Here is a 20,540-nt window from a genome sequence, read left to right as displayed (position 1 = left end):
ATCTAAGGTGTTGAAAGCGGCCGTTGCTTGGCCGCATGCGCTCGCGTCGATGTCATCCAGCGCTGCTACAAAGCCCGTGCCAGGAAGGGGGCTGTACGGCTGTGCTCAGTCGTGGCTACCTGTTCGGGCGTGCCGCTGGCGACCACCTTGCCGCCGGCATCGCCCGCACCAGGGCCGATGTCGATCACCCAATCGCACTGGGCGACCACGCGCATGTCATGTTCGACCACCACCACGCTGTGGCCGTTGTCCACCAGGCGATTGAGCTGCACCAGCAAGCGGTCGACATCTTGTGGATGCAGGCCGTTGGTGGGCTCATCGAGCACGTACAAGGTGGCGCCGCGCGCCTGGCGTTGCAGCTCGGTGGCCAGCTTGATCCGTTGCGCTTCGCCCCCTGACAACTCCGTTGCCGGCTGGCCCAGGCGCAGATAGCCCAAGCCTATGTCTTGCAGCACCTGAAGCGCACGCCGCGCCGATGGCTGATCCTCAAACACGCTCAACGCCTGTTCCACGGTCAGGTGCAGCACCTCGGCGATATTCATGCCACGCCAGACAACCGCGAGGGTCTCTGGATTGTAGCGGGCCCCGTGGCAGGTCGGGCAAGGAGCGAACACGCTTGGCATGAACAGCAACTCGACACTGACAAACCCTTCGCCTTCGCACGTAGGGCATCGGCCCTTGGCCACGTTGAAGGAGAAACGCCCGGCATCGAAACCCTGGGCCTTGGCCTGTTCGGTACTGGCGAACAATTTGCGTACATGATCGAACAGACCGGTGTAGGTGGCCAAGTTGGAGCGAGGCGTGCGGCCGATTGGTTTCTGGTCTACCTGCACCAGCCGCTTGATGTGCTCAAGGCCTGCGCTGACGCGGCCCGTGCTCACCTGCTCTGGCTCATCTTCCAGGTCCGCCTCCTGAGTATCCTGTGAAGCCTCGACGTGGCCCAGGTGTGCGCCCACCAACTCCAGCAGGGCCTGGCTGACCAGGCTCGATTTGCCGGAGCCCGAGATGCCGGTCACCGCCGTGAAGCAGCCCAGCGGGAACGCTGCGCTGAGGTTGTCGAGGTTGTTACGGGTTATGCCTTCCAGGTGTAGCCATGCCTGGGGCTCGCGTAATGGGCGCGGTGTCTTGTCCTGTACCTGGAACAGATAGCGGGCCGTACACGATTGCTCGACCTGGGCCAGGTCAGCCGGCGGTCCGCTGTAGAGAACCTCACCTCCGTGCTCCCCGGCGGCCGGTCCCACGTCCACCAGCCAGTCCGCACGGCGCATGGTGTCCAGGTCGTGTTCGACCACGTACACCGAATTGCCCGCCTGCTTGAGGCGCTGCAGGGCTTCGAACAAGGCTTCACTGTCGGCGGGGTGCAGGCCGGCGGAGGGCTCGTCCAGCACATAGACCACGCCAAAGAGCTGCGAATTGAGCTGCGTGGCCAGGCGCAGGCGTTGCAGCTCGCCCGATGACAGGGTAGGGGTGCTGCGCTCGAGCGCCAGGTAACCCAGGCCGAGCTCGAGCAGCGTGTCGATGCGCACCAGCAGCTCACTGGCGATGCGTTGCGCGGCCAGGCGTTTTTCAACGGTCAGGTCATCGTCCTGGGTCAGGTACTCGGCTGCCGCCACCTTGCGCAGTACCTCGGCCAGGGCCTGCAGGGGCAGTTGCGACAACGCTGCGATGTCCAAACCTGCAAAGGTGACACTCAATGCCTCGGGCTTGAGACGTTTGCCCTGACACGTGGGGCAAGGACTTGGGCGCATGTAGCGGGACACGCGCTTGCGCATCTGCGCGCTTTGCGAGTGCATGAACGTATTCAGCACATAGCGCCGGGCGCCGGTAAACTTGCCTTGGTAGCTGGGCTCTGCCTTGCGCTTGAGGGCAGCGCGTGCCTGGGCGGGCGTAAGGCCCGCGTAGACCGGCACGGTGGGAGTTTCTTCGGTGTAGAGAATCCAGTCACGCTGCTTCTGGGGCAGATCGCGCCAGGGTACATCCACGTCATAGCCCAGGGTGACCAGAATGTCCCGCAGGTTCTGCCCTTGCCAGGCCATGGGCCAGGCAGCCACTGCCCGTTCCCGGATGCTCAGCGAGGGGTCGGGGACCATGGTCGCCTCGGTGACCTCATAGACCCGGCCGAGCCCATGGCACGCGGGGCAGGCGCCTTGAGGCGTGTTGGCCGAGAAATCCTCGGCATACAGCATCGGCTGGTTGGCAGGGTACTGGCCTGCGCGCGAGTACAGCATGCGGATGGAGCTCGATAGCATGGTGACACTGCCCACCGAAGACCGCGCACTCGGGCTGCCACGCTGTTGCTGCAGCGCCACCGCTGGCGGCAAGCCTTCGATGGCGTCCACGTCGGGCACACCCACTTGATCGATCAGGCGCCGAGCGTAAGGCGCCACCGATTCGAAATAGCGGCGCTGGGCCTCGGCATACAGTGTTGAGAAAGCCAAGGACGACTTGCCGGAACCCGACACGCCGGTAAACACCACCAATGCGTCGCGCGGTACATCGACATCGACATTCTTCAGGTTGTGCTCGCGCGCACCCCGTACACGAATGAAACCGCTGAAGGCAGGTGTGTCGCTTGGCATGTGGCTGTCCTTGCTTGGCAGTTGGGTCGGGAAGACATAGCAGGCAATCGATCACGTGTGTGGCCTGCGGTCGAATGGGGATCGCACGCTGTAGGACGCTTCAAGCGGCCAGGGAGTTCTACCGGGCAGCCTGCGAGCTGAGCGGAGCGTGGCCATCGACCTGGACGCACACCTGTCGGTCGCCCACCGTTTTGCAGGGCCAATGATCATTGATGTAAGCATCCGGGGTGAAACACACCCGGTCATCGTTGACCCAGAACATGTGGCCGCTCGATCCGGATAGACGCAATTGGGCGCACGGCCGATAGTCCTTGATCATGAGCGTTGCCGTGGTCACTGCAATCATCACCGGGGCCGCGATGCATATCGCCATGAGCGTGACCTGGAAGGAGCGGAGCTGGAAACGGTCAAGCCGGGACGCCCGCGGCGGGTCGAACTTGCGGCCGGTAAAAAGGCCGATAATGGCGGCGAGGACCACGATGGGCGTCAACGGAATCACACCGATCATGAAGAACGCCTTGAACGAAGTCTCGACTACCGGGGCGTTGCGGTACAGGCGGCCAAAGACCGGCAGCACATCCATCCAGATGGCATACATCGCCAGGCTGCACACTGCGACCATGCCCAATCCCAGCCCCAGGGCTACGCAGCGAAACAAAAGCGGGCTGCGCAGGTGAAGTTCAGCCCGCTGTTTCATCGATTCCCGCCGGCGCCCTGTCCGTGCCCAATAACGCCCATAGGCGCGCATCTTCGAAGTTATCGATGACCAGGCGCGCACCTGCCTCGATCAAACGTTGTGGCGTCTGGGTGGTGGCAAGGCCGACTGTGAAGATCCCGGCAGCGCTGGCTGCCCGAACGCCCGGCAGCGAGTCTTCAAACGCCAACGCCTGGTCGGCATGGGCCTGCAGCCGCTGCAGGCCGGTCAGGTAGGGAAGCGGGTCGGGTTTGGGCTTGGCCAGTTCATCGGCAATTACCACGTGGTCGAACCTGTCGCTCAACTTCAGGCCTGCGAGCATGTGTTCGGCATTGAGCCGTGGGGCGTTGGTTACCACGCACATGCCTACGCCGTGGGTGCTGGCGTGATCGAGCAGACGAATCAGCCCAGGCAGCGGCTCGAGCTTTGGCGACATTTCACGGAAAAGCGCTTCCTTGCGCTCAGCCAGTGCCTGGCACTGCGAGGCACTGGCGCCTTCGAACAACTCGGCGAACAGTTCGCCATTGGCCCGGCCACTGATTTGGGCATCGAACTGGTCCTGGCTCAATTCGCGGCCATCGTACTCATGCAGTAGCTGGCGAAAAGCCTGTAAATGGAGGGTATCGGTGTCTGTGAGGGTGCCATCGAGGTCGAACAGCAAAGCATTGAACATCAGGATTTCCCAGTCAGGTACGGGGTGGCCAGACGATGATAACCAATGACGACGACGAAGGGGGCTGGTCAGCGTGCTCCGGAAAGAGTACAAATGTGCTCCATGGACACTCTAACCCCTAAGCGCCGCGCCATTTTCGATTTCATTCGCGAGCGCATCACCGAACAAGGCCAACCGCCTAGCCTGGCCGATATCGCCACGCGCTTTGGTTTTGCCTCACGCAGCGTGGCCCGCAAGCACATCACCGCGCTGTGCCAGGCAGGCTACATCGACGTCACCCCCAATCAGGCCCGCAGTATTCGCCTGGCAAGGCCGTTACGCCGGCCTGAAATGCTGGAACTGCCGGTCCTCGGGCAGGTCGCGGCCGGTGCGCCGATCGGGCCAGACCTGGACATCCACGAGCAATTGCTGCTCGACCCCAGCCTGTTTCGCCGCACCCCCGATTACCTGCTCAAGGTGCGTGGGGACTCGATGATAGGTGACGGCATCCTCGACGGCGACCTGGTCGGCATCCGCCAGCAGGGCGATGCGCGGGACGGGCAGATCGTGGTCGCTCGGCTGGACGGCGAGGTGACCATCAAGCGCCTCCAGCGCCTGGGCGAGGGCTATCGGCTGCTGCCGCGCAACCCGGCTTACGCGCCGATTGACGTAGGGCCGGACCAGGATCTCTTCATCGAAGGCATCTTCTGTGGCCTGGTGCGGCGCGACTGATGGGCGCGGTCGTCGATCTGGACAGGCTGCTCGACCAGCGTCGGGTGTGGCGCGGCCGTCAAGCCCAGGCCCGGCCACTGGGCCTGCAACCGACCGGGCATGCCAGCCTGGACGAACGCCTGCCCGAAGGCGGCTGGCCGGCAGCGGCCCTCAGCGAATTGTTGCTCGCCCGCCCTGGCAGCGGCGAACTGCAACTGCTCTGGCCCACGCTGGCGCGCCTGAGCGGCGAGGGCGGACGCGTGGTGTTGGTATCACCTCCCTTCATCCCTTTTGCACCAGCCTGGCAGGCGGCGGGCATCGACCTGCGCTGGCTGTTCCAGGTCGACGCGGGCACCACCGACACCCTGTGGGCCGCCGAGCAGTGCCTGCGTTCGGGCAGTTGTGCCGCTGTGGTGTGCTGGCCAGAACGCGCCGACGACCGCGCCTTGCGCCGCTTGCAGGTCGCGGCGGAAACCGGGCAGGCCCTGGCGTTCGCCTGCCGCGGGCAAGCGGCCCTGCACAATCCGTCGCCTGCGGCATTGCGCCTGGCCATCGACGTACGCCCACCCCAGTGGCGGGTGCTCAAATGCCGTGGCGGCATGCCGCCAGCCCAACCGATCGCGTGTTCAAGGCAGGGATGATGGATCATGTTGTGGGCCTGCATTCTATTTCCGCAGTTGGCGCTGGACAGCCTGCTGCGCGAGCGCGACGACCGTGACGCACCCCTGGTGCTGCTGGGTGGTCCCAGTCAGCGCCGGGTCCTGCAGTCGGTCAACCCAGCGGCCGCCGCCCTGGGGCTTCGCGCCGGTCAAACCCTGACGGCAGCCCGTGCCCTGGCTGACGGCTTCACCTGCCTTGAAGTCGACCCCAGGCGCATCGATGCGTTGCAGCAGTTGCTGGCCGCCTGGGCCTACCGTTTCAGTGCCCAGGTCAGCTTGCACTACCCGCGAACTTTGTTGCTGGAGGTAGGGTCCAGCCTGCAGTTGTTCGGGCCGTGGCCAGTATTGCAGGCGCGCCTGCGCCAGGAACTGTCTGCGCTGGGCCTGCGTCAGCGCATCGTCCTGGCCAGCAACCCGGTGGCTGCGCGCATGCTGGCCAATGCTCACGACGGGTTGGCGTTGGAAGATGCCGCTTCGACCCGTGCAGCGTTGGCCGAAATGCCCATCGACCGGATCGGTCTGCGACCGGAGGATGCCCAGGCCTTTAGCCGCATGGGATTGCGCCAGCTCAATCATGTGCTGGCGCTGCCGCGTGATGCACTGGCCAGGCGCTTTGCTCCCCAGGTGCAGTTGCACCTGGATCAGTTGCTGGGCATGCGCAACCTGGGCCTTGCGTTCTTCGAACCGCCCGATCGTTTCGACGCGCGGTTGGAGCTGAACTTCGATGTGGAGTCGCATCAGGCGCTGTTGTTCCCATTACGTCGCCTGCTGACCGACCTGGCCGCGTTCCTGGCGGGGCGCGACTGTGGTGTCCAGCGTTTCAAGGTGTACATGGAGCACGCGCAGGGCTCTGACACCCAGCTCGACGTTGGATTGTTGGCTGCAGAACGCGACCCGGCCATGTTGCTGGAACTGGCCCGTGGCAGGCTGGAATCGGTGCGCCTGAAGGCGCCGGTGCGTAACCTGCGCCTGGTGGCCGAGGATTTGCCACCGTTCGTACCTCAACACAAGGCGTTGTTCGACCCGCGTGCCCAGCAGGCCCAACCGTGGGAACAACTGCGCGAACGCTTGCGTGCACGCCTGGGTGACCAGGCCGTGACGGGGCTCAGTGCCTTGGCGGACCATCGTCCTGAACAAGCATGGCAGGCCAATGAAATCGGCCAGTGGTCCAGCCTGTGCGTTGCACCCGGAAGCCGTCCTGGCTGGCTGCTGGCAACCCCCACGGTGCTCGAAGAGCAGGCGTACCAGGTTCAGGGGCAGGCCGAGCGCATCGAGTCCGGTTGGTGGGACGGCGGGGACGTGCGCCGTGATTACTATCGCATCGAAACCCGTGAGGGCCTGCGTGGGTGGGCCTACCGCGACCTCGGCCAAGGCGGCCCGCTGTGGCTGCAGGGCTGGTTCTGATGAGCGGCGTTGGCTACGCCGAGTTGCATTGCCTGAGCAACTTCAGTTTCCAGCGCGGGGCTTCAAGCGCCGATGAGTTGTTCCGCCGGGCTCGCGAGCAAGGCTACCAAGCCCTGGCCATTACCGACGAATGCACGTTGGCTGGCATCGTGCGCGCATGGCAAGCGGCGAAAGAGCAGGGTGTACGGCTGATCGTCGGCAGCGAAGTGCAACTGCAGGACGGGCCCAAGCTGGTGCTGCTGGTGCAAGACCTGCAGGGCTACCAGAACCTTTGCGCCTTGATCACCCGTGCGCGGCGTCGGGCGTCCAAGGGGAACTACCAGCTATTTCGCGAGGACCTGCCTGCGCACAGCCCGGGCCTGTTGGCATTATGGGTGCCTGACGATATGGCCGATCAGGCGGTGGGCGAGTGGTTGAGGGAAGTCTTCGAGCACCGCCTATGGCTGGCCGTGCATCTTCACCGCGGTGTCGATGACGACCAGCGCCTGGCGCGTCTGCGCGCATTGGCGACGGCCTTGGGTGTGCAGGCGGTGGCGTGCGGGGACGTTCACATGCATGTGCGCGGTCGGCGCGCCCTGCAAGACTGCATGACGGCCATTGGCCGACGGTGCCAAGTGGCTGAGGCAGGGCGCTTTCTGTACGCCAACGGCGAACGTCATTTGCGTACCCCTGCCCAATTGGCCGAGTTGTATCCTGCCGACTTGCTGGCCCAGACCTTGGTGATAGCCGAGCATTGCCGTTTCGACCTCGCCGAGCTGCGCTACCGCTATCCCGAAGAACTGGTGCCCGCCGGGCATACCCCTGCCAGTTGGTTGCGTCAGCTGTGCGAACAAGGGTTGCCGCTGCGCTGGCCCCAGGGCCCGAGCACCCAAGTCCGCCAAGCCCTCGATCGAGAGCTGGCCTTGATCAGCGAGCTGGGCTACGAGAGTTATTTCCTCACCGTCCACGACATCGTGGCCTTTGCCCGTGAGCAGCACATCCTGTGCCAGGGGCGCGGCTCTGCAGCCAACTCGGTGGTGTGCTTCGTGCTGGGGATCACCGAGCTGGACCCCATGAAGCATCGCTTGCTGTTCGAGCGCTTTTTGTCACGCGAGCGCAACGAGCCGCCGGATATCGATGTGGACTTCGAGCACGATCGGCGCGAGGAAGTCATCCAGTATGTATTCAGGCGCTATGGTCGACACCGCGCGGCGTTGACAGCGGTGGTCAATACCTACCACGCCAGTGGGGCGGTACGCGATGTAGCTCGCGCATTGGGGCTGCCAGCCGACCAGGTGGACGCCCTGGCCAAGTGCTGCGGCCGCTGGAGCGACCGCATCCCCGATGAGCAGCGTCTGAACGAGGCGGGGTTCGATGCAGGCAGCCCGGTGGTGCGGCGCATCCTGGTGCTGGCCGGTGAGCTGATCGGTTTTCCCCGGCACTTGTCGCAACACCCAGGTGGCTTCGTCATCTCGCAACAACCCCTCGATCAGCTGGTGCCCGTGGAAAACGCGGCCATGGCCGAGCGTACCGTGATCCAGTGGGACAAGGATGACCTGGACATGGTCGGCCTGCTCAAGGTCGATGTGCTGGCACTGGGCATGCTCAGTGCACTGCGTCGCTGCTTTGCGCTGGTACAGCAGCACCGTGGGCGACACTTGACCCTGGCCACCGTCCCTGCCGAAGACCCGGCCACGTACGCCATGATCAGCCGCGCCGAGACCATGGGCGTGTTCCAGATCGAATCCAGGGCGCAAATGGCCATGTTGCCGCGCCTGCAGCCCAGGACCTTCTACGACCTGGTCATCGAGGTCGCCATCGTGCGTCCCGGTCCCATCCAGGGCGACATGGTCCATCCCTACTTGCGCAGGCGCCTGAAGCAGGAACCGGTGACGTACCCATCGCCCAAGCTCAAGGCGGTGTTCGAGCGCACCCTTGGCGTGCCGCTGTTCCAGGAGCAGGTGATGGAGTTGGCCATGGTCGCGGCGGACTACAGCCCCGGTGAGGCCGACCAACTGCGCCGCAGCATGGCCGCGTGGAAACGCCACGGCGGGCTGGAGCCGCACCGCGAGCGGTTGCTCGACGGCATGCAGCGCAATGGTTACGAACTGGCGTTCGCCGAACGCATCTTCGAACAGATCAAAGGCTTTGGCAGCTACGGATTCCCCGAATCCCACGCCGCCAGTTTTGCACTGCTGTGTTATGCCAGCAGTTGGTTGAAGTGCCACGAGCCGGCCATCTTCACCTGCGCGCTGGTCAACAGCTGGCCGATGGGGTTCTACAGCCCCGACCAACTGCTCCAGGAGGCTCGCCGCCAGGGCATTGAGGTGAGGCCGGTGGACGTGTGTCACAGCCAGTGGGACTGCACGCTCGAGCCAGGGCCTGGGGGTGAACTGGCAATCCGCATGGGCTTGCGCTTGGTCCGCGGCCTGGCCGAAGCCGATGTGCGCCGGCTCGAACAGGCAAGGGCCATGCAGCCTTGGCGAGACGTCGAGGACCTGTGCCTGCGCTCGGCCCTAGATGAGCGCGCCCGGGCTCGTCTGGCGGATGCAGGCGCCCTGGTCGCGCTGGCCAGGCACCGGCACCAGGCACGCTGGGAAGTGGCGGCGGTACAGGCGCAGCTGCCTTTGTTCGCCGACGTGCAGGCGGCCCCCGAGCAGCCGGTCGAGCTGCCGGCGCCTACCGTCGGCGAGGATTTGGTAGCCGACTATCACGCCATGGGCACGACCTTGGGGCCGCATCCATTGACCTTGCTGCGGTCCCGTCTGCGGGCACTGGGTTGTCGCAGTTCCGGCGAGCTGCAAGGTGTCGAACACGGCGACGCCATCGCCATGGCCGGGCTGGTGGTGGGCAGGCAGCGGCCACAGACCGCCAGTGGTGTGACCTTCGTCACGCTCGAGGATGAGTTCGGCATGGTCAACGTGGTGGTGTGGCGGGACCTGGCCGAACGGCAGCGGCGTGCGCTGGTCGGCGCCCGGCTGATGAAGGTCAGTGGCCGCCTGGAACAGGAAAATGGCGTGCGCCACCTGGTGGCCCGACGCCTGGAGGATCTCAGCGTGCTGCTGCAGGGGCTGGACGTACGCAGCCGGGATTTCCACTGACCCCCTGCAGCACAGCCTCGCTTACACCATCGCCAGGCGCTGCTTGCGGGTAGGCGCCTCGAATGCCTGGTCGATGGCGTTCAGGTCATCGGCGGTCAAGTTCAAACGCGTTGCCTCGGCATTGAGCCTGACATGCTCGGGCGTCACGGCTTTGGGAATGGCGATGACGCCGTTGTGGCGCGTGACCCAGGCCAGGCAGACCTGGGCCGGAGTAGCACCATGGTCGTTGGCGATTTGCTTGAGCACTGGGTGTTGCAGTAAACGCCCTGCCTGGGCCAGGGGGCAATAGGCCATGATGGGCAATCCATGCTGCACCGACCAGGGCAGCAGGTCGAATTCGATCCCTCGTTGCGCAGGGTTGTAGAGCACCTGGTTGGTGGCACAATCGGCGTTGTCCAATTCGCGAAGGTCATCCACGTCGAAGTTGGACACGCCCCAGTGCTTGATCTTGCCAGCCTCGCGCAGCCGCTCGAAAGCGTCCACGGTTTCGTGCAACGGGTACTGGCCGCGCCAGTGCAGCAGGTACAGATCGATGCAGTCGGTACCCAGGCGCTTGAGGCTGCGCTCGCAGGCGGCCTGCGTGCCGTGCTGGCTAGCGTTGTGCGGGTACACCTTGCTCACCAGAAATACCTCGTCCCGACGCCCGGCGATGGCCTGGCCCACCACTTGTTCCGCGCCACCTTCGGCATACATCTCGGCGGTGTCGATCAGGCGCATGCCCAGGTCGATGCCTTGTTGCAAGGCGGCGACTTCGGCCGCCCGACGGCTCGGGTCTTCGCCCATGTACCACGTACCCTGGCCGATGCTCGGCACGTTGGCGCCTGCCAATTTCACGTCACGCATGTTACCTCCGGTGGGTGGGTATTGTTCAGTAGAACATCCAGCAGCGCCTGGGCTGCCGTGGACAATGTGTGCTCGCGCAGGGCTATCACGCCAATGCGCCGTTCGACGGCAGGCTCGACCAGGGGGATACAGCGGGCCCCCAGCTCCTGCATCTGGGTAATGCAAAGCGCCGGTACCGCGCTGACGCCTAGACCGCTCGCGACCATGCGGCCAACGGTTGCAAGCTGATGGCTTTCGAAAGCCACAGCCAGTTTGCCGTGCTGCACCGCCACGTTCTGCTCAAGCAACAGGCGCACGGCAGAAGGACGCTGCAGCGCCACGAAATCCTCGGCAAGAAGCTGCGCCCAACTGATTTGCGCAAGCCGGGCCAAGGGCGAGTCAGCCGGCACGACTGCAACGAACCGGTCGAGGTACAGCGGGTGAAAGTGCAAGCCCTCGACATTGTCTGGCTCAAAGCCGATGCCCAGTTCGACGCGCCGATGCCTGACCAGTTCCTGCACCTGTTCGTTGATCACGTCGTGCACGGTCACGTTGACCTTGGGGTAGCACTGACGGAAAAGCTTGAGGGCCCCTGGTAACAGGTTGCCGGCAAAGGAGGGCATTGCCGCGATGGCCACCCGGCCCAGTTGCAGGGTGAAGCGCTGGCGCAGCATTTCCTCGGTGTCGTCCCAGTCAGCCAGCAGGCGACGGGCCAGCGGCAGCAGTACCTCGCCTTCTGCCGTCAGGCTGACGCTACGTGTGGTCCGGCTGAGCAGGGCGCCGCCCAGGTTCTCCTCCAGCGCCTTGATGGTCAGACTCAGTGCGGGCTGTGAGATGTGCAGGTGCTCGCCGGCCTGGGCAAAGCTCTGGAACTTGGCCACGGCGACGAAGGCGCGCAGTTGCTTCACATTCATGGGAATCGCCTATGCTTTGATTTGAAGTGCTTATCAATCGATCATAAAAACAAAATTAACAAATCAGTGAACAGGGGAGAAGATACCCCCACACGCTTACCGACGCCCCGTCGGCTCAACAACTACAAAAGGCGAACCAGCATGGCCGGATTGGACAAACGCGTAGCTACGTACGAACAGGCCCTGGAAGGGCTGACCGACGGCATGACGGTACTGGCCGGGGGGTTCGGCCTGTGCGGCATACCTGAAAACCTGATCGCCGAGATCAAGCGTCGCGGCGTCAAGGGCCTGACCGTGGTCTCCAACAACTGCGGCGTTGATGGCTTCGGCCTTGGCGTGCTGCTCGAAGACCACCAGATTCGCAAGATGGTCGCTTCCTACGTGGGGGAAAACGCCGAATTCGAGCGCCAGCTGCTTAGCGGGGAGCTTGAGGTCGAGCTCACGCCCCAGGGCACCCTGGCCGAAAAAATGCGCGCTGGCGGAGCGGGCATTCCTGCATTCTTCACTGCCACCGGTTATGGCACCCCGGTCGCCGAGGGTAAGGAAGTGCGGGAATTCAATGGTCGCAAGTACATCCTCGAAGAAGCCATCACCGGGGACTTTGCCATCGTCAAAGGCTGGAAGGCTGACCATTACGGCAACGTGATCTATCGCAACACCGCCCAGAACTTCAACCCTCTGGCCGCTACAGCCGGCAAGATCACCGTGGTCGAAGTCGAGGAAATCGTTGAGCCTGGCGTGCTGCTGCCCAGTGAAATCCATACCCCAGGCATCTTCGTGGACCGCGTCATCGTCGGCACCTTCGAGAAGCGCATCGAAAAACGCACCGTCAAGGCCTGAGCGCCCCTACAGAACAACAAAGAGATCCTGACCATGGCACTGACCCGCGAACAGATGGCCCAACGCGTTGCACGTGAACTCAAGGACGGTTACTACGTCAACTTGGGTATCGGTATTCCCACCTTGGTCGCCAATTATGTGCCGGCCGACATGGACGTGATGCTCCAGTCGGAAAACGGCCTGTTGGGCATGGGGGAATTCCCCACCGAAGCGACCCTTGATGCTGACATGATCAACGCGGGCAAACAGACTGTCACCGCCCGCATTGGTGCATCGATCTTCGACTCGGCGCAGTCGTTCGCCATGATCCGCGGCGGTCACGTCGACCTGACCGTGCTCGGTGCCTTCGAAGTGGACGTGCAGGGCAACATCGCTTCCTGGATGATCCCGGGCAAGCTGGTCAAGGGCATGGGGGGCGCCATGGACCTTGTGGCCGGTGCGGAAAACATCATCGTCACCATGACCCACGCCTCCAAGGACGGAGAGTCCAAGCTGCTGCCCCAGTGCAGCCTGCCGTTGACCGGCGCGGGCTGCATCCGCAAGGTGCTCACCGACCTGGCTTATCTTGAGATTGAGGACGGTGCATTCATCCTGCGCGAAACCGCGCCCGGTGTGAGCGTCGAAGAAATCGTCGCCAAGACGGCCGGCAAGCTCATCGTGGCCGATGATGTGAAGGAAATGACCTTCTAACCCCACATGCAATGTCGCCCTGCTGCGACGAACCCGCTCGTCCAGGTTGCCGCCTTCACCACGGTACCTGGCGGGCGGGTTGGTTGGCGCAGGGTTCGCGCGTTTATGCGCGGCCTTTCATCTACCTATAAAACCAATAAAAGGACGCTTCCGTGGCCGCTGAACTACAAGACAGCCGCTCTGCACGCTTTGCCCTGCGCTGTTCCAACTGGGCCGAGCGCTGGTTCCCCGACTCCTGGGTATTCGCCGCCTTGGCAGTGCTGCTGGTGTGCCTGGGCGCGTTGGCCATGGGCGCCAAGCCCCTGGACACCGCCAAGGCCTTCGGGGATGGATTCTGGAGCCTGATTCCGTTCACCATGCAGATGGCATTCGTGGTCATCGGCGGTTATGTGGTCGCCAGTTCGCCGCCTGCCGCGCGGCTGATCGATCGTTTGGCCCGCATTCCGCGCAACGGTCGCTCAGCCGTTGCGTGGGTAGCCCTGATCTCGATGCTGGCGTCACTGCTCAACTGGGGCTTGTCCCTGGTCTTCGGTGGCCTGCTGGTGCGCGCGCTGGCGCGTCGTACCGACCTCAAGATGGACTACAGGGCTGCCGGTGCGGCGGCCTACCTGGGATTGGGTGCCGTTTGGGCGCTGGGGCTGTCCTCTTCGGCGGCTCAGTTGCAGGCCAATCCGGCCAGCCTTCCGCCCTCGATCCTGTCGATCACCGGCGTCATTCCATTCACCGAAACCATCTTCCTCTGGCAGTCAGGCGTGATGTTGGCGGCATTGGTCGTGGTATCGCTGGTCATCGCCTATGCCACGGCGCCGGGTCCCAACAGCGCGCGCAGCGCCGAGGCCTGTGGCGTGGACCCAAGCTTCAGCGCCCCGCCGGCACCGGCGCGTACACGCCCCGGCGAGTGGCTGGAGCACAGCCCAGTGCTGATTTTGTTGCTCGTTGCACTCGCCGCAGGCTGGCTGTATCAGGAGTTCGCGAGTAAACCCGCCATTACGGCCATCTCCGGCCTGAACACCTACAACCTGCTGTTCATCATGCTCGGCGCACTGCTGCACTGGCGGCCGCGCAGCTTCCTCGACGCGGTGGCCCGTGCCGTGCCCACCACCACCGGCGTGCTGATCCAGTTCCCGTTGTACGGCTCCATTGCCGCGATCCTCACCCAGGTCAAAGGGGTCGACGAACAGACGCTTGCCCATCACATCTCGCTGTTCTTCACCCAAATTGCCACCCACGATACCTATGCCCTGTTGATGGGTGTTTATTCGGCAGTACTGGGCTTCTTCATCCCGTCAGGCGGCGGCAAGTGGATCATCGAGGCGCCCTACGTGATGCTGGTGGCCAACGACCTGCAGTATCACCTCGGCTGGGCCGTGCAGATCTACAACGCAGCCGAAGCGTTGCCCAACCTGATCAACCCGTTCTACATGTTGCCGTTGCTGGGTGTGCTTGGCCTGAAGGCGCGCGACCTGATCGGGTTTTCCTTCGTGCAGCTGCTCGTGCACGTCCCCCTGGTGCTGTTCCTGCTGTGGGCCTTGGGCACCACGCTGCAATACACGCCCCCGGTCATGCCGTAGCGGCTGCTGATGACCACAGCACTGCGTCTTGCTTTAAGGTGAGGTGCAAGGCTGTGGTCAAGGTGCTTTCTCTCAGCCGACCCTTGGCCCGCGAATAGCAACAGGCTCCCACCGCCTTGAATTCACCAGGCCACATTCCCACCACCTGCACAACTCAAGCGACGTTTTTTTGACTTATTTGGACTAAGCCCATTGAGATTTATTATGGTGTCGGTTCATTGACGTAATGTCAGAGTGCCCATAAGCTCAAGTCAATACCGCAACACACCCCGCATCATCGCGCCACTTACTCATTGATTATCCTGGTTGAAAGGACGGCGTATGCGCACGACTCTGATTGTGAAATCGATCTTTTTGTTGGTGCTGCTAAGCGGTGCCGCCCGCGCGGCTGATTCGTATATCAACCAGAGCAGTATCATTCCTGTTGCAACCGCGGGTTGGTTCTTCGCATTTGCAGTCGTGGGTTTTGTCGCCGTGGCCAATCGAAGAAAAATTTGAAAGACCGCTGTTACAGTCACTCAGGTAAGACCGCTTGAGTTGGCTTGTGAATTCGTCAAGCGTTGCTATATTGCCATTACCCTCTCGAAGTCTGGTCAACAGGGTTCGACGTGCCGCCTAGCGGCCGGCAGAGCGTGGCGCTTGCGGTGGTGACTGCGAAGTGGAGCGAGAGTTGGTGTGTTGTTCTCTTCAATGCTCTAGTCGGGCCATTTGGCCGGAGGGACCCTCATGGTGCGTTCATTGTTCGCCGTCGTTGGCCTGGTTGCAATGTGGTCGGGTCAGTGCGCTGCCGCGCCCTCGGAATCGGCCTACCGCCTTAATCCCGGCGATGTGGTGATGGTCTCGGTCTGGCAGGAGGACAGCCTCAAGCAGGAGGCAACCGTGCTCCCCGATGGCAGCATCACGTTCCCACTGGCGGGCCGCATAGATGTTGCAGGGCTGGATGTGGCCTCGGTTGAAAAACAAGTGGCCAGCAAACTTGAAAAGTTCTTGCCCGACCCGAACGTCAGCGTGGTGGTCAAGAGTAACGCGGGCAACTTGGTGTATGTCCAAGGCAAGGTCATAAAGCCCGGCCCTGTGCAAATGTCAGGCCCCACGGCCGTGCTGCAGGCGTTGAGCATGTCGGGTGGGCTGGACAAGTTTGCCGATGAAAGCGAAATAATGGTCGTGCGTGGCACTGGCACGTCCCAACGAATCTTGCCCGTGCGATACAAGGACCTGGTGACGGGCCGCGACATGTCTACAAATTTCCAACTTCAGGCCGGTGACACGCTGGTCGTTCCTTGATCATGCCTTTTAATAAGTAGACTTGATGCCTCTTCCAAGAACAACACGCATTGCCGCGGCAATTGTTGTCTTGCCACTTGCGCACTCAACCCAGGCCGCTACCTGGCAGTCGACGGTGGTGGTACCGACTTCGGTCGAACACGACAGCAACCCGCTGTTGCTATCGTCGGGCGAGAAAGGGGTGACACGCACCCTGATCGCACCTGACTACACCCTGATCGGCAGTTTCGGCCGCGATGAACTCCGGTTGGGTCTGGGCCTGGACATTCTGCGCTCCTCCGACACCAACGTCGTCGACGACCGCGAAGACCCGGACATCAGCCTGGGCTGGCAACGCACCACCGAACGAGGGCAGTTCGGGCTCCTGGCACGCTACAACGAAACCTCGACGCTGTCGGGGACCGTACTTGATACGGGCGTAGTCACCACCGATGGCACGCAGAAGCTGTACACCTTGACGGGTAACTGGCGCCAGGCGATCACCGAACGCAGTACCCTGAGCAACGAAACGACCTATAACCGCGCCCGTTACGATATCAACAGCCTCACCGGCTACGACGAGCTGGCCAATACCCTGACCTGGACCTATGCCTGGAGCGAGCGCGCCGACGTTTATACCCGCTTCGGTGCTCGGCGTTATGAACCCGATGACGACCTGACCGCCACGGCCTCCAACAGCTACAGCCCGGCGGTGGGCATCAAGTACCAGTTCTCCGAGTCACTGAGTGCCGATGCGCACCTGGGCGTCAACAAGGTGTCGGGCAGCCAAGGGGGCCGGCGCGGTGAGGGCGGCGTGGCGCTGCTGTACACCGGGGCACGCAGCGATGCCAGCCTGACGGTCGAGCGCAGCACCGTGGCCAGTGCCCAAGGCGGCTTCGCCCAGCTCGATCAGGTGCGTGGGGTCTGGAGCTATGCCCTCGACCCGTTGACCCGGGTAGGCGCCGACGCCGCCTGGCAGGACAGTAAGGGCCAGATACCCAATACCTTGCAGATCTACAGCCTCTGGGCCAGCCGCCAATTGTCCCCCTATTGGGACGTGCGCCTGGCGCTGACCTACAAGGAGCGCAAGCAGGACCTTGACGGCGATGCGACCGCCACGATCGTTGGCTTGACCCTGACATACCGCTATCCCGACATCTGAACCGCTTACAGGTGGCCCCATGAAGTCCGATTACGAGCTCTCCCTCAGAGATTACATCGCCATTATCAAGGACCGGGCCGTGGTGTTGGGGGTCAGCGCAGCCGTCATCCTGGCCGCCACCGTCGCCGTGGCGTTGATGGTGCCACCGATCTACCAGTCCACCGGCACGATCCTGGTGGAGTCCCAGCAGATCTCACCCGAACTGGTGTCAACCAACACCACCAGCTTTGCCGACGAGCGCATCGAGGTTATTCGCCAGCGGGTGATGACGCGGGAAAACCTACTGCGCATCATCGACAAGTACGGACTGTTTGCTGACAAGCGCTTGAGCGAAAGCGACAAGATCGACCAGATGCGCAACGCCATCGCGGTCCAGACATTGACCACGTTCGTGCGTGGACGCGGCGAGGCGACGGTGGCCTTCAACGTGTCCTTCGAACATCGTCAACCAGAGCTGACCAAAGAAGTCGCCGATGAACTGGTGACACTGTTTCTCAATGAGAACCTCAAGCAGCGCACGGAGCGGGCCAACGAGACCACCGAGTTTCTGACCCAGGAGGCGAACAAGCTGGGGGCAGAGCTGGCCAGCCTGGAGAACCAGTTGGCCGACTTCAAGCAGGCCCATGCCAACGCGTTGCCTGAGCATCAGACGCTGCGCATGAACATGCTTTCGCGGGCAGAGCTCGAGTTCCGCGAGGTAGACCGCGACTACAAGGCGGCCCAGGAGGAACTGCGCTACCTGGAGCTTGAGCTGTCCGCCGCCAATGCCGGCCTTGGTACCAAAACCGGGGAGGGCGCGCGTCCAGCGGGCGCGGATCAGCCTCAGGACCTGGCCAGCCTGAAGGCCGAATACGCCCGCTTGTTGACCCGCTACAAGGAAGCGCACCCCGACGTGGCCGCGGTCAAACGCAAGATTCAAGCGCTGGAGGCCAGTGGCCAGACCGGTAGCGTGGCCTCGACGGTGAGCCTGGATGCGGCACGCGTAAGGGCCAAGATGAGCGCCGCACAGGTGCGTATTGCCTCGTTGGCCGAGCAGAAGCGCGAGTTGACCCGCAAGATGGAAGGGTACGAAGCCGAGATTCTCGAAGCGCCGCAGGTTGAGCGCGGCCTGGTGACGCTGATGCGCGACCATGACAACGCGCGCAAGAAATACGAGGAGATCCGGGCCAAGGAAATGGGCGCCAAAATCACCGAGAGCCTCGAGCAGGAAAACAAGGCCGAGCGTTTCGTACTGCTCGAACCGCCCTTGATGCCCGAAAAGCCTATCAAGCCCAACCGCAAGAAAATCGCGGCACTGGGGCTGGTGCTGGCGCCGGCAGGTGGTGGGGCGCTGGTCATGTTGCTGGAGATGCTCAACCAACGGGTGCGGGGCGTGGGCGCCCTTGAGAACCTGCTGGGCAGGCGCGTACTGGTGGCGCTGCCTTACATCGACACCCGCGCCGACGTGGCCAGGCGCAAGCGCTGGCGCAACGGCCTGATTCTGGCAGCGTTGTGTCTGGTGGCTATCCTGGTAGGGCTGGTACACCTCTTCTACATGCCGCTGGATGTGCTGTTGCTCAAGCTCACTTCCAGGTTTGCATAGGAAAGCAGTGATGGACAGGAATACACCGGCTTATGGCAATACCCTTCACCCGGTCACTCCAGGTACGCCCCAGGCCGTGACCCCGGCACCGGGCACCGCGCTTGCCGAAGTCCCGGGGCAGTTCGACTACGTCAATACCAAGGTGGTGGCGCTCAAGGCCGACCACTTGGAACGTCATCGCATCGTTGCCTACAACAAGAACTCCAGCATGAACGGGCCCATTGACCTGCTGCGCACCCAGGTGCTCAGGACCATGGAGGAAAATGGCTGGCGCACCCTGGCCATTACGTCCCCCACCCCCGAAGCGGGCAAGACGGTACTGGCTATCAACCTGGCCATGAGCATTGCCCATTACACCACCCGCACGGCCTTGCTGGTGGATTTCGACCTGCGGCGCCCCCGCGTCGGCAGAAGCCTGGGGCTACCCATGGACTGCTCGTTGAACGAGTTTCTCGATGACCAGGCGCCATTGCAGGATTGCCTGGTGAACCCGACATTGCCTCGCTTCGTCGTACTGCCGACGCGGGTGCCGGTCCCCATGTCGACTGAAGTATTGTGCTCACCCAAGGTCACCCACCTGGTCAGCGACCTGCGCAATCGCTATGCCTCGCGTATCTGCATCTTCGACTTGCCACCGCTGCTGAGCTCCGACGATGCGATCACCGTGCTGCCCACGTTCGACTGCGTGCTGTTGGTGGTGGCCAACGGCATGAACACCAAAAAAGAGATCGAGGACTGCCTGCACCATCTGGGCACGGCGAACCTGATTGGCACCGTCCTGAACAAGGCCGACGAAAAACCGCAGCCCTACTACTGAGCGCGTGCAGGGGCGCCACCACGCAGGCCCCGGCAGACGCTCAACGCCACGACATCGCAGGCCACGGGTACTGCCGCTCCCATTGCCAGGCGTGGGCCACGATCACTTCCAGCTCCGCGTGCACAGGCCGCCAACCCAGCACCTGCATGGCCTTGCTGGCATCGGCCACCAGTCGAGGCGGGTCGCCTGCGCGGCGCGGTGCATCCAGCACGGTGATGGGGCGGCCCGTCACGGTCCTGGCCGCATCAATGACCTCCTGCACCGAGAACCCTTGGCCATTGCCCAGGTTGAACACTGCACGCTCACCGCCTTCGAGCAGGTAGTCCACGGCCAGTGCATGGGCGCAGGCCAGATCAGTCACATGGACGTAATCGCGGATGCACGTGCCGTCCGGGGTGGGGTAGTCCCGGCCGAACACCGTGACTGCCTCGCGCCGGCCCGAGGCGGCCTGGAGGATGAGCGGGATCAGGTGTGTCTCCGGCTCATGGCGCTCGCCGAGCAACCCGGCCGGGTCGGCGCCTGCGGCATTGAAATAGCGCAGGCACACCGACTTGAGCCCATAGGCCCGATCGAAGTCCTCAAGAATCTGTTCCACCATCCACTTGCTCAGCCCATACGGGTTGATCGGCGACTTGGGATGGGCCTCGTCGATGGGCACGTACTGCGGATCCCCATACACAGCCGCCGTGGAGGAGAAAATCAGGCACTTGATACCTGCGTTGACCATCGCCTGCAGCAGCGACAGGGTAGCGGCGACGTTGTTCTGGTAATACTTGCCCGGTGCGCTGACCGATTCGCCGACCTGGATGAATGAGGCAAAATGAAACACCGCGTCGAACGTGCACATGCCGAACAGCACGTTTAGCGCAGCTTCATCGGCGATATCCAATCGGGCCCACTGAACGCCCGGCCCTGGCGATACCAGGTCTGCTACAACCACTGAATGCCCGGCAGCCAACAGATAGCCGACCATGTGCGAGCCAATGTAGCCCGAGCCCCCCACCACCAGGTACCTCATCCACACCTCCACGAAGCCGCTGTCGACAGACACCGTGAACCGTCCCTGGAACATGCAGGCGGGATGCTCGGCTAACAGGTGC

At 63.1% G+C, this 20,540-nt stretch carries 18 protein-coding genes; 12 read left to right on the top strand and 6 right to left on the bottom strand.

All coding sequences use genetic code 11. The features are described from left to right. Positions 1 to 65: 65 nt before the first annotated feature. From uvrA to FS777_RS06360, 3 genes are all read right to left on the bottom strand, one after another. Positions 66 to 2,579 carry an excinuclease ABC subunit UvrA gene (uvrA, locus tag FS777_RS06370; protein WP_145254523.1) on the bottom strand — a complete coding sequence of 838 codons (2,514 nt, stop codon included), beginning with the start codon at positions 2,577 to 2,579 and terminating at the stop codon, positions 66 to 68. A 118-nt stretch (positions 2,580 to 2,697) separates the two neighbouring features. Continuing rightward, positions 2,698 to 3,276: a hypothetical protein gene (locus tag FS777_RS06365; protein WP_058639210.1), complete on the bottom strand. Its 579-nt coding sequence runs from the start codon at positions 3,274 to 3,276 to the stop codon at positions 2,698 to 2,700. Further along, entirely contained in the window at positions 3,260 to 3,946 is a 687-nt protein-coding gene (locus tag FS777_RS06360) for an HAD family phosphatase (RefSeq protein WP_058639211.1), read from the bottom strand. The genes FS777_RS06365 and FS777_RS06360 overlap by 17 nt, the downstream gene beginning before the upstream one ends. Positions 3,947 to 4,039: 93 nt before the next feature. Here FS777_RS06360 and lexA point away from each other — a divergent pair, with 93 nt between their 5' ends. The 4 genes from lexA to FS777_RS06340 are packed head-to-tail and all read left to right on the top strand — an operon-like array spanning position 4,040 to position 9,779. Continuing rightward, positions 4,040 to 4,657, top strand: a complete 618-nt coding sequence (gene lexA, locus FS777_RS06355; protein ID WP_058639212.1) for a transcriptional repressor LexA — start codon at positions 4,040 to 4,042, stop codon at positions 4,655 to 4,657. Further along, a complete protein-coding gene (gene imuA / locus FS777_RS06350) occupies positions 4,657 to 5,277 on the top strand; it encodes a translesion DNA synthesis-associated protein ImuA (protein ID WP_058604651.1) in 621 nt (206 codons plus the stop codon). The genes lexA and imuA overlap by 1 nt, the downstream gene beginning before the upstream one ends. A gap of 6 nt (positions 5,278 to 5,283) precedes the next feature. After that, on the top strand, positions 5,284 to 6,699 hold the full coding sequence (locus tag FS777_RS06345; protein ID WP_078478668.1) for a DNA polymerase Y family protein: 1,416 nt from the start codon (positions 5,284 to 5,286) through the stop codon (positions 6,697 to 6,699). Continuing rightward, the gene (locus FS777_RS06340; RefSeq protein ID WP_145254520.1) at positions 6,699 to 9,779 is read left to right on the top strand and encodes an error-prone DNA polymerase; all 3,081 of its coding nucleotides are present in this window, start codon (positions 6,699 to 6,701) and stop codon (positions 9,777 to 9,779) included. Before FS777_RS06345 ends, FS777_RS06340 begins: the two co-directional genes overlap by 1 nt. Before the next feature lie 21 nt (positions 9,780 to 9,800). On the opposite strand, the gene FS777_RS06335 is transcribed toward FS777_RS06340, so the two are convergent. Further along, positions 9,801 to 10,622, bottom strand: coding sequence for an aldo/keto reductase (locus FS777_RS06335; RefSeq protein WP_078478667.1), 822 nt, complete (start codon positions 10,620 to 10,622; stop codon positions 9,801 to 9,803). Then, positions 10,610 to 11,515 (bottom strand): LysR family transcriptional regulator, encoded by a 906-nt coding sequence (locus tag FS777_RS06330; RefSeq protein ID WP_058604648.1) that lies wholly within the window; start codon positions 11,513 to 11,515, stop codon positions 10,610 to 10,612. Before FS777_RS06330 ends, FS777_RS06335 begins: the two co-directional genes overlap by 13 nt. Positions 11,516 to 11,656: 141 nt before the next feature. Between FS777_RS06330 and FS777_RS06325 the strand changes: the two genes are divergently transcribed. The 8 genes from FS777_RS06325 (at position 11,657) to FS777_RS06295 (ending at position 19,440) form a co-directional block, all read left to right on the top strand. Then, on the top strand, positions 11,657 to 12,355 hold the full coding sequence (locus tag FS777_RS06325) for a CoA transferase subunit A (protein ID WP_058604647.1): 699 nt from the start codon (positions 11,657 to 11,659) through the stop codon (positions 12,353 to 12,355). Positions 12,356 to 12,388: 33 nt separating this feature from the next. Continuing rightward, the gene (locus FS777_RS06320; RefSeq protein WP_023535443.1) at positions 12,389 to 13,045 is read left to right on the top strand and encodes a CoA transferase subunit B; all 657 of its coding nucleotides are present in this window, start codon (positions 12,389 to 12,391) and stop codon (positions 13,043 to 13,045) included. Between the two features lie 152 nt (positions 13,046 to 13,197). Then, entirely contained in the window at positions 13,198 to 14,616 is a 1,419-nt protein-coding gene (locus FS777_RS06315) for a short-chain fatty acid transporter (RefSeq protein WP_058639215.1), read from the top strand. Positions 14,617 to 14,937: 321 nt separating this feature from the next. Next, a complete protein-coding gene (gene eppA / locus FS777_RS21380) occupies positions 14,938 to 15,114 on the top strand; it encodes an EPS-associated small membrane protein EppA (RefSeq protein ID WP_167339149.1) in 177 nt (58 codons plus the stop codon). A 228-nt stretch (positions 15,115 to 15,342) separates the two neighbouring features. Next, the gene (locus FS777_RS06310) at positions 15,343 to 15,900 is read left to right on the top strand and encodes a polysaccharide biosynthesis/export family protein (RefSeq protein ID WP_058604644.1); all 558 of its coding nucleotides are present in this window, start codon (positions 15,343 to 15,345) and stop codon (positions 15,898 to 15,900) included. A 25-nt stretch (positions 15,901 to 15,925) separates the two neighbouring features. After that, positions 15,926 to 17,041, top strand: coding sequence for a hypothetical protein (locus FS777_RS06305; RefSeq protein WP_058604643.1), 1,116 nt, complete (start codon positions 15,926 to 15,928; stop codon positions 17,039 to 17,041). Between the two features lie 19 nt (positions 17,042 to 17,060). After that, a complete protein-coding gene (locus FS777_RS06300; protein WP_058639217.1) occupies positions 17,061 to 18,623 on the top strand; it encodes a Wzz/FepE/Etk N-terminal domain-containing protein in 1,563 nt (520 codons plus the stop codon). Positions 18,624 to 18,633: 10 nt separating this feature from the next. Then, positions 18,634 to 19,440, top strand: coding sequence for a CpsD/CapB family tyrosine-protein kinase (locus FS777_RS06295; protein ID WP_058604641.1), 807 nt, complete (start codon positions 18,634 to 18,636; stop codon positions 19,438 to 19,440). Positions 19,441 to 19,480: 40 nt separating this feature from the next. Here FS777_RS06295 and galE read toward each other — a convergent pair whose 3' ends face one another. Next, the gene (galE, locus tag FS777_RS06290) at positions 19,481 to 20,458 is read right to left on the bottom strand and encodes a UDP-glucose 4-epimerase GalE (protein WP_058639218.1); all 978 of its coding nucleotides are present in this window, start codon (positions 20,456 to 20,458) and stop codon (positions 19,481 to 19,483) included. Positions 20,459 to 20,540: the final 82 nt, after the last annotated feature.

Source organism: Pseudomonas sp. DE0157 (genome assembly GCF_007678615.1).
GTDB lineage: Bacteria > Pseudomonadota > Gammaproteobacteria > Pseudomonadales > Pseudomonadaceae > Aquipseudomonas > Aquipseudomonas parafulva_B.
The sequence above is the reverse complement of the archived record's forward strand: the minus strand, read 5'-3'. Positions and strand labels throughout refer to the sequence as shown.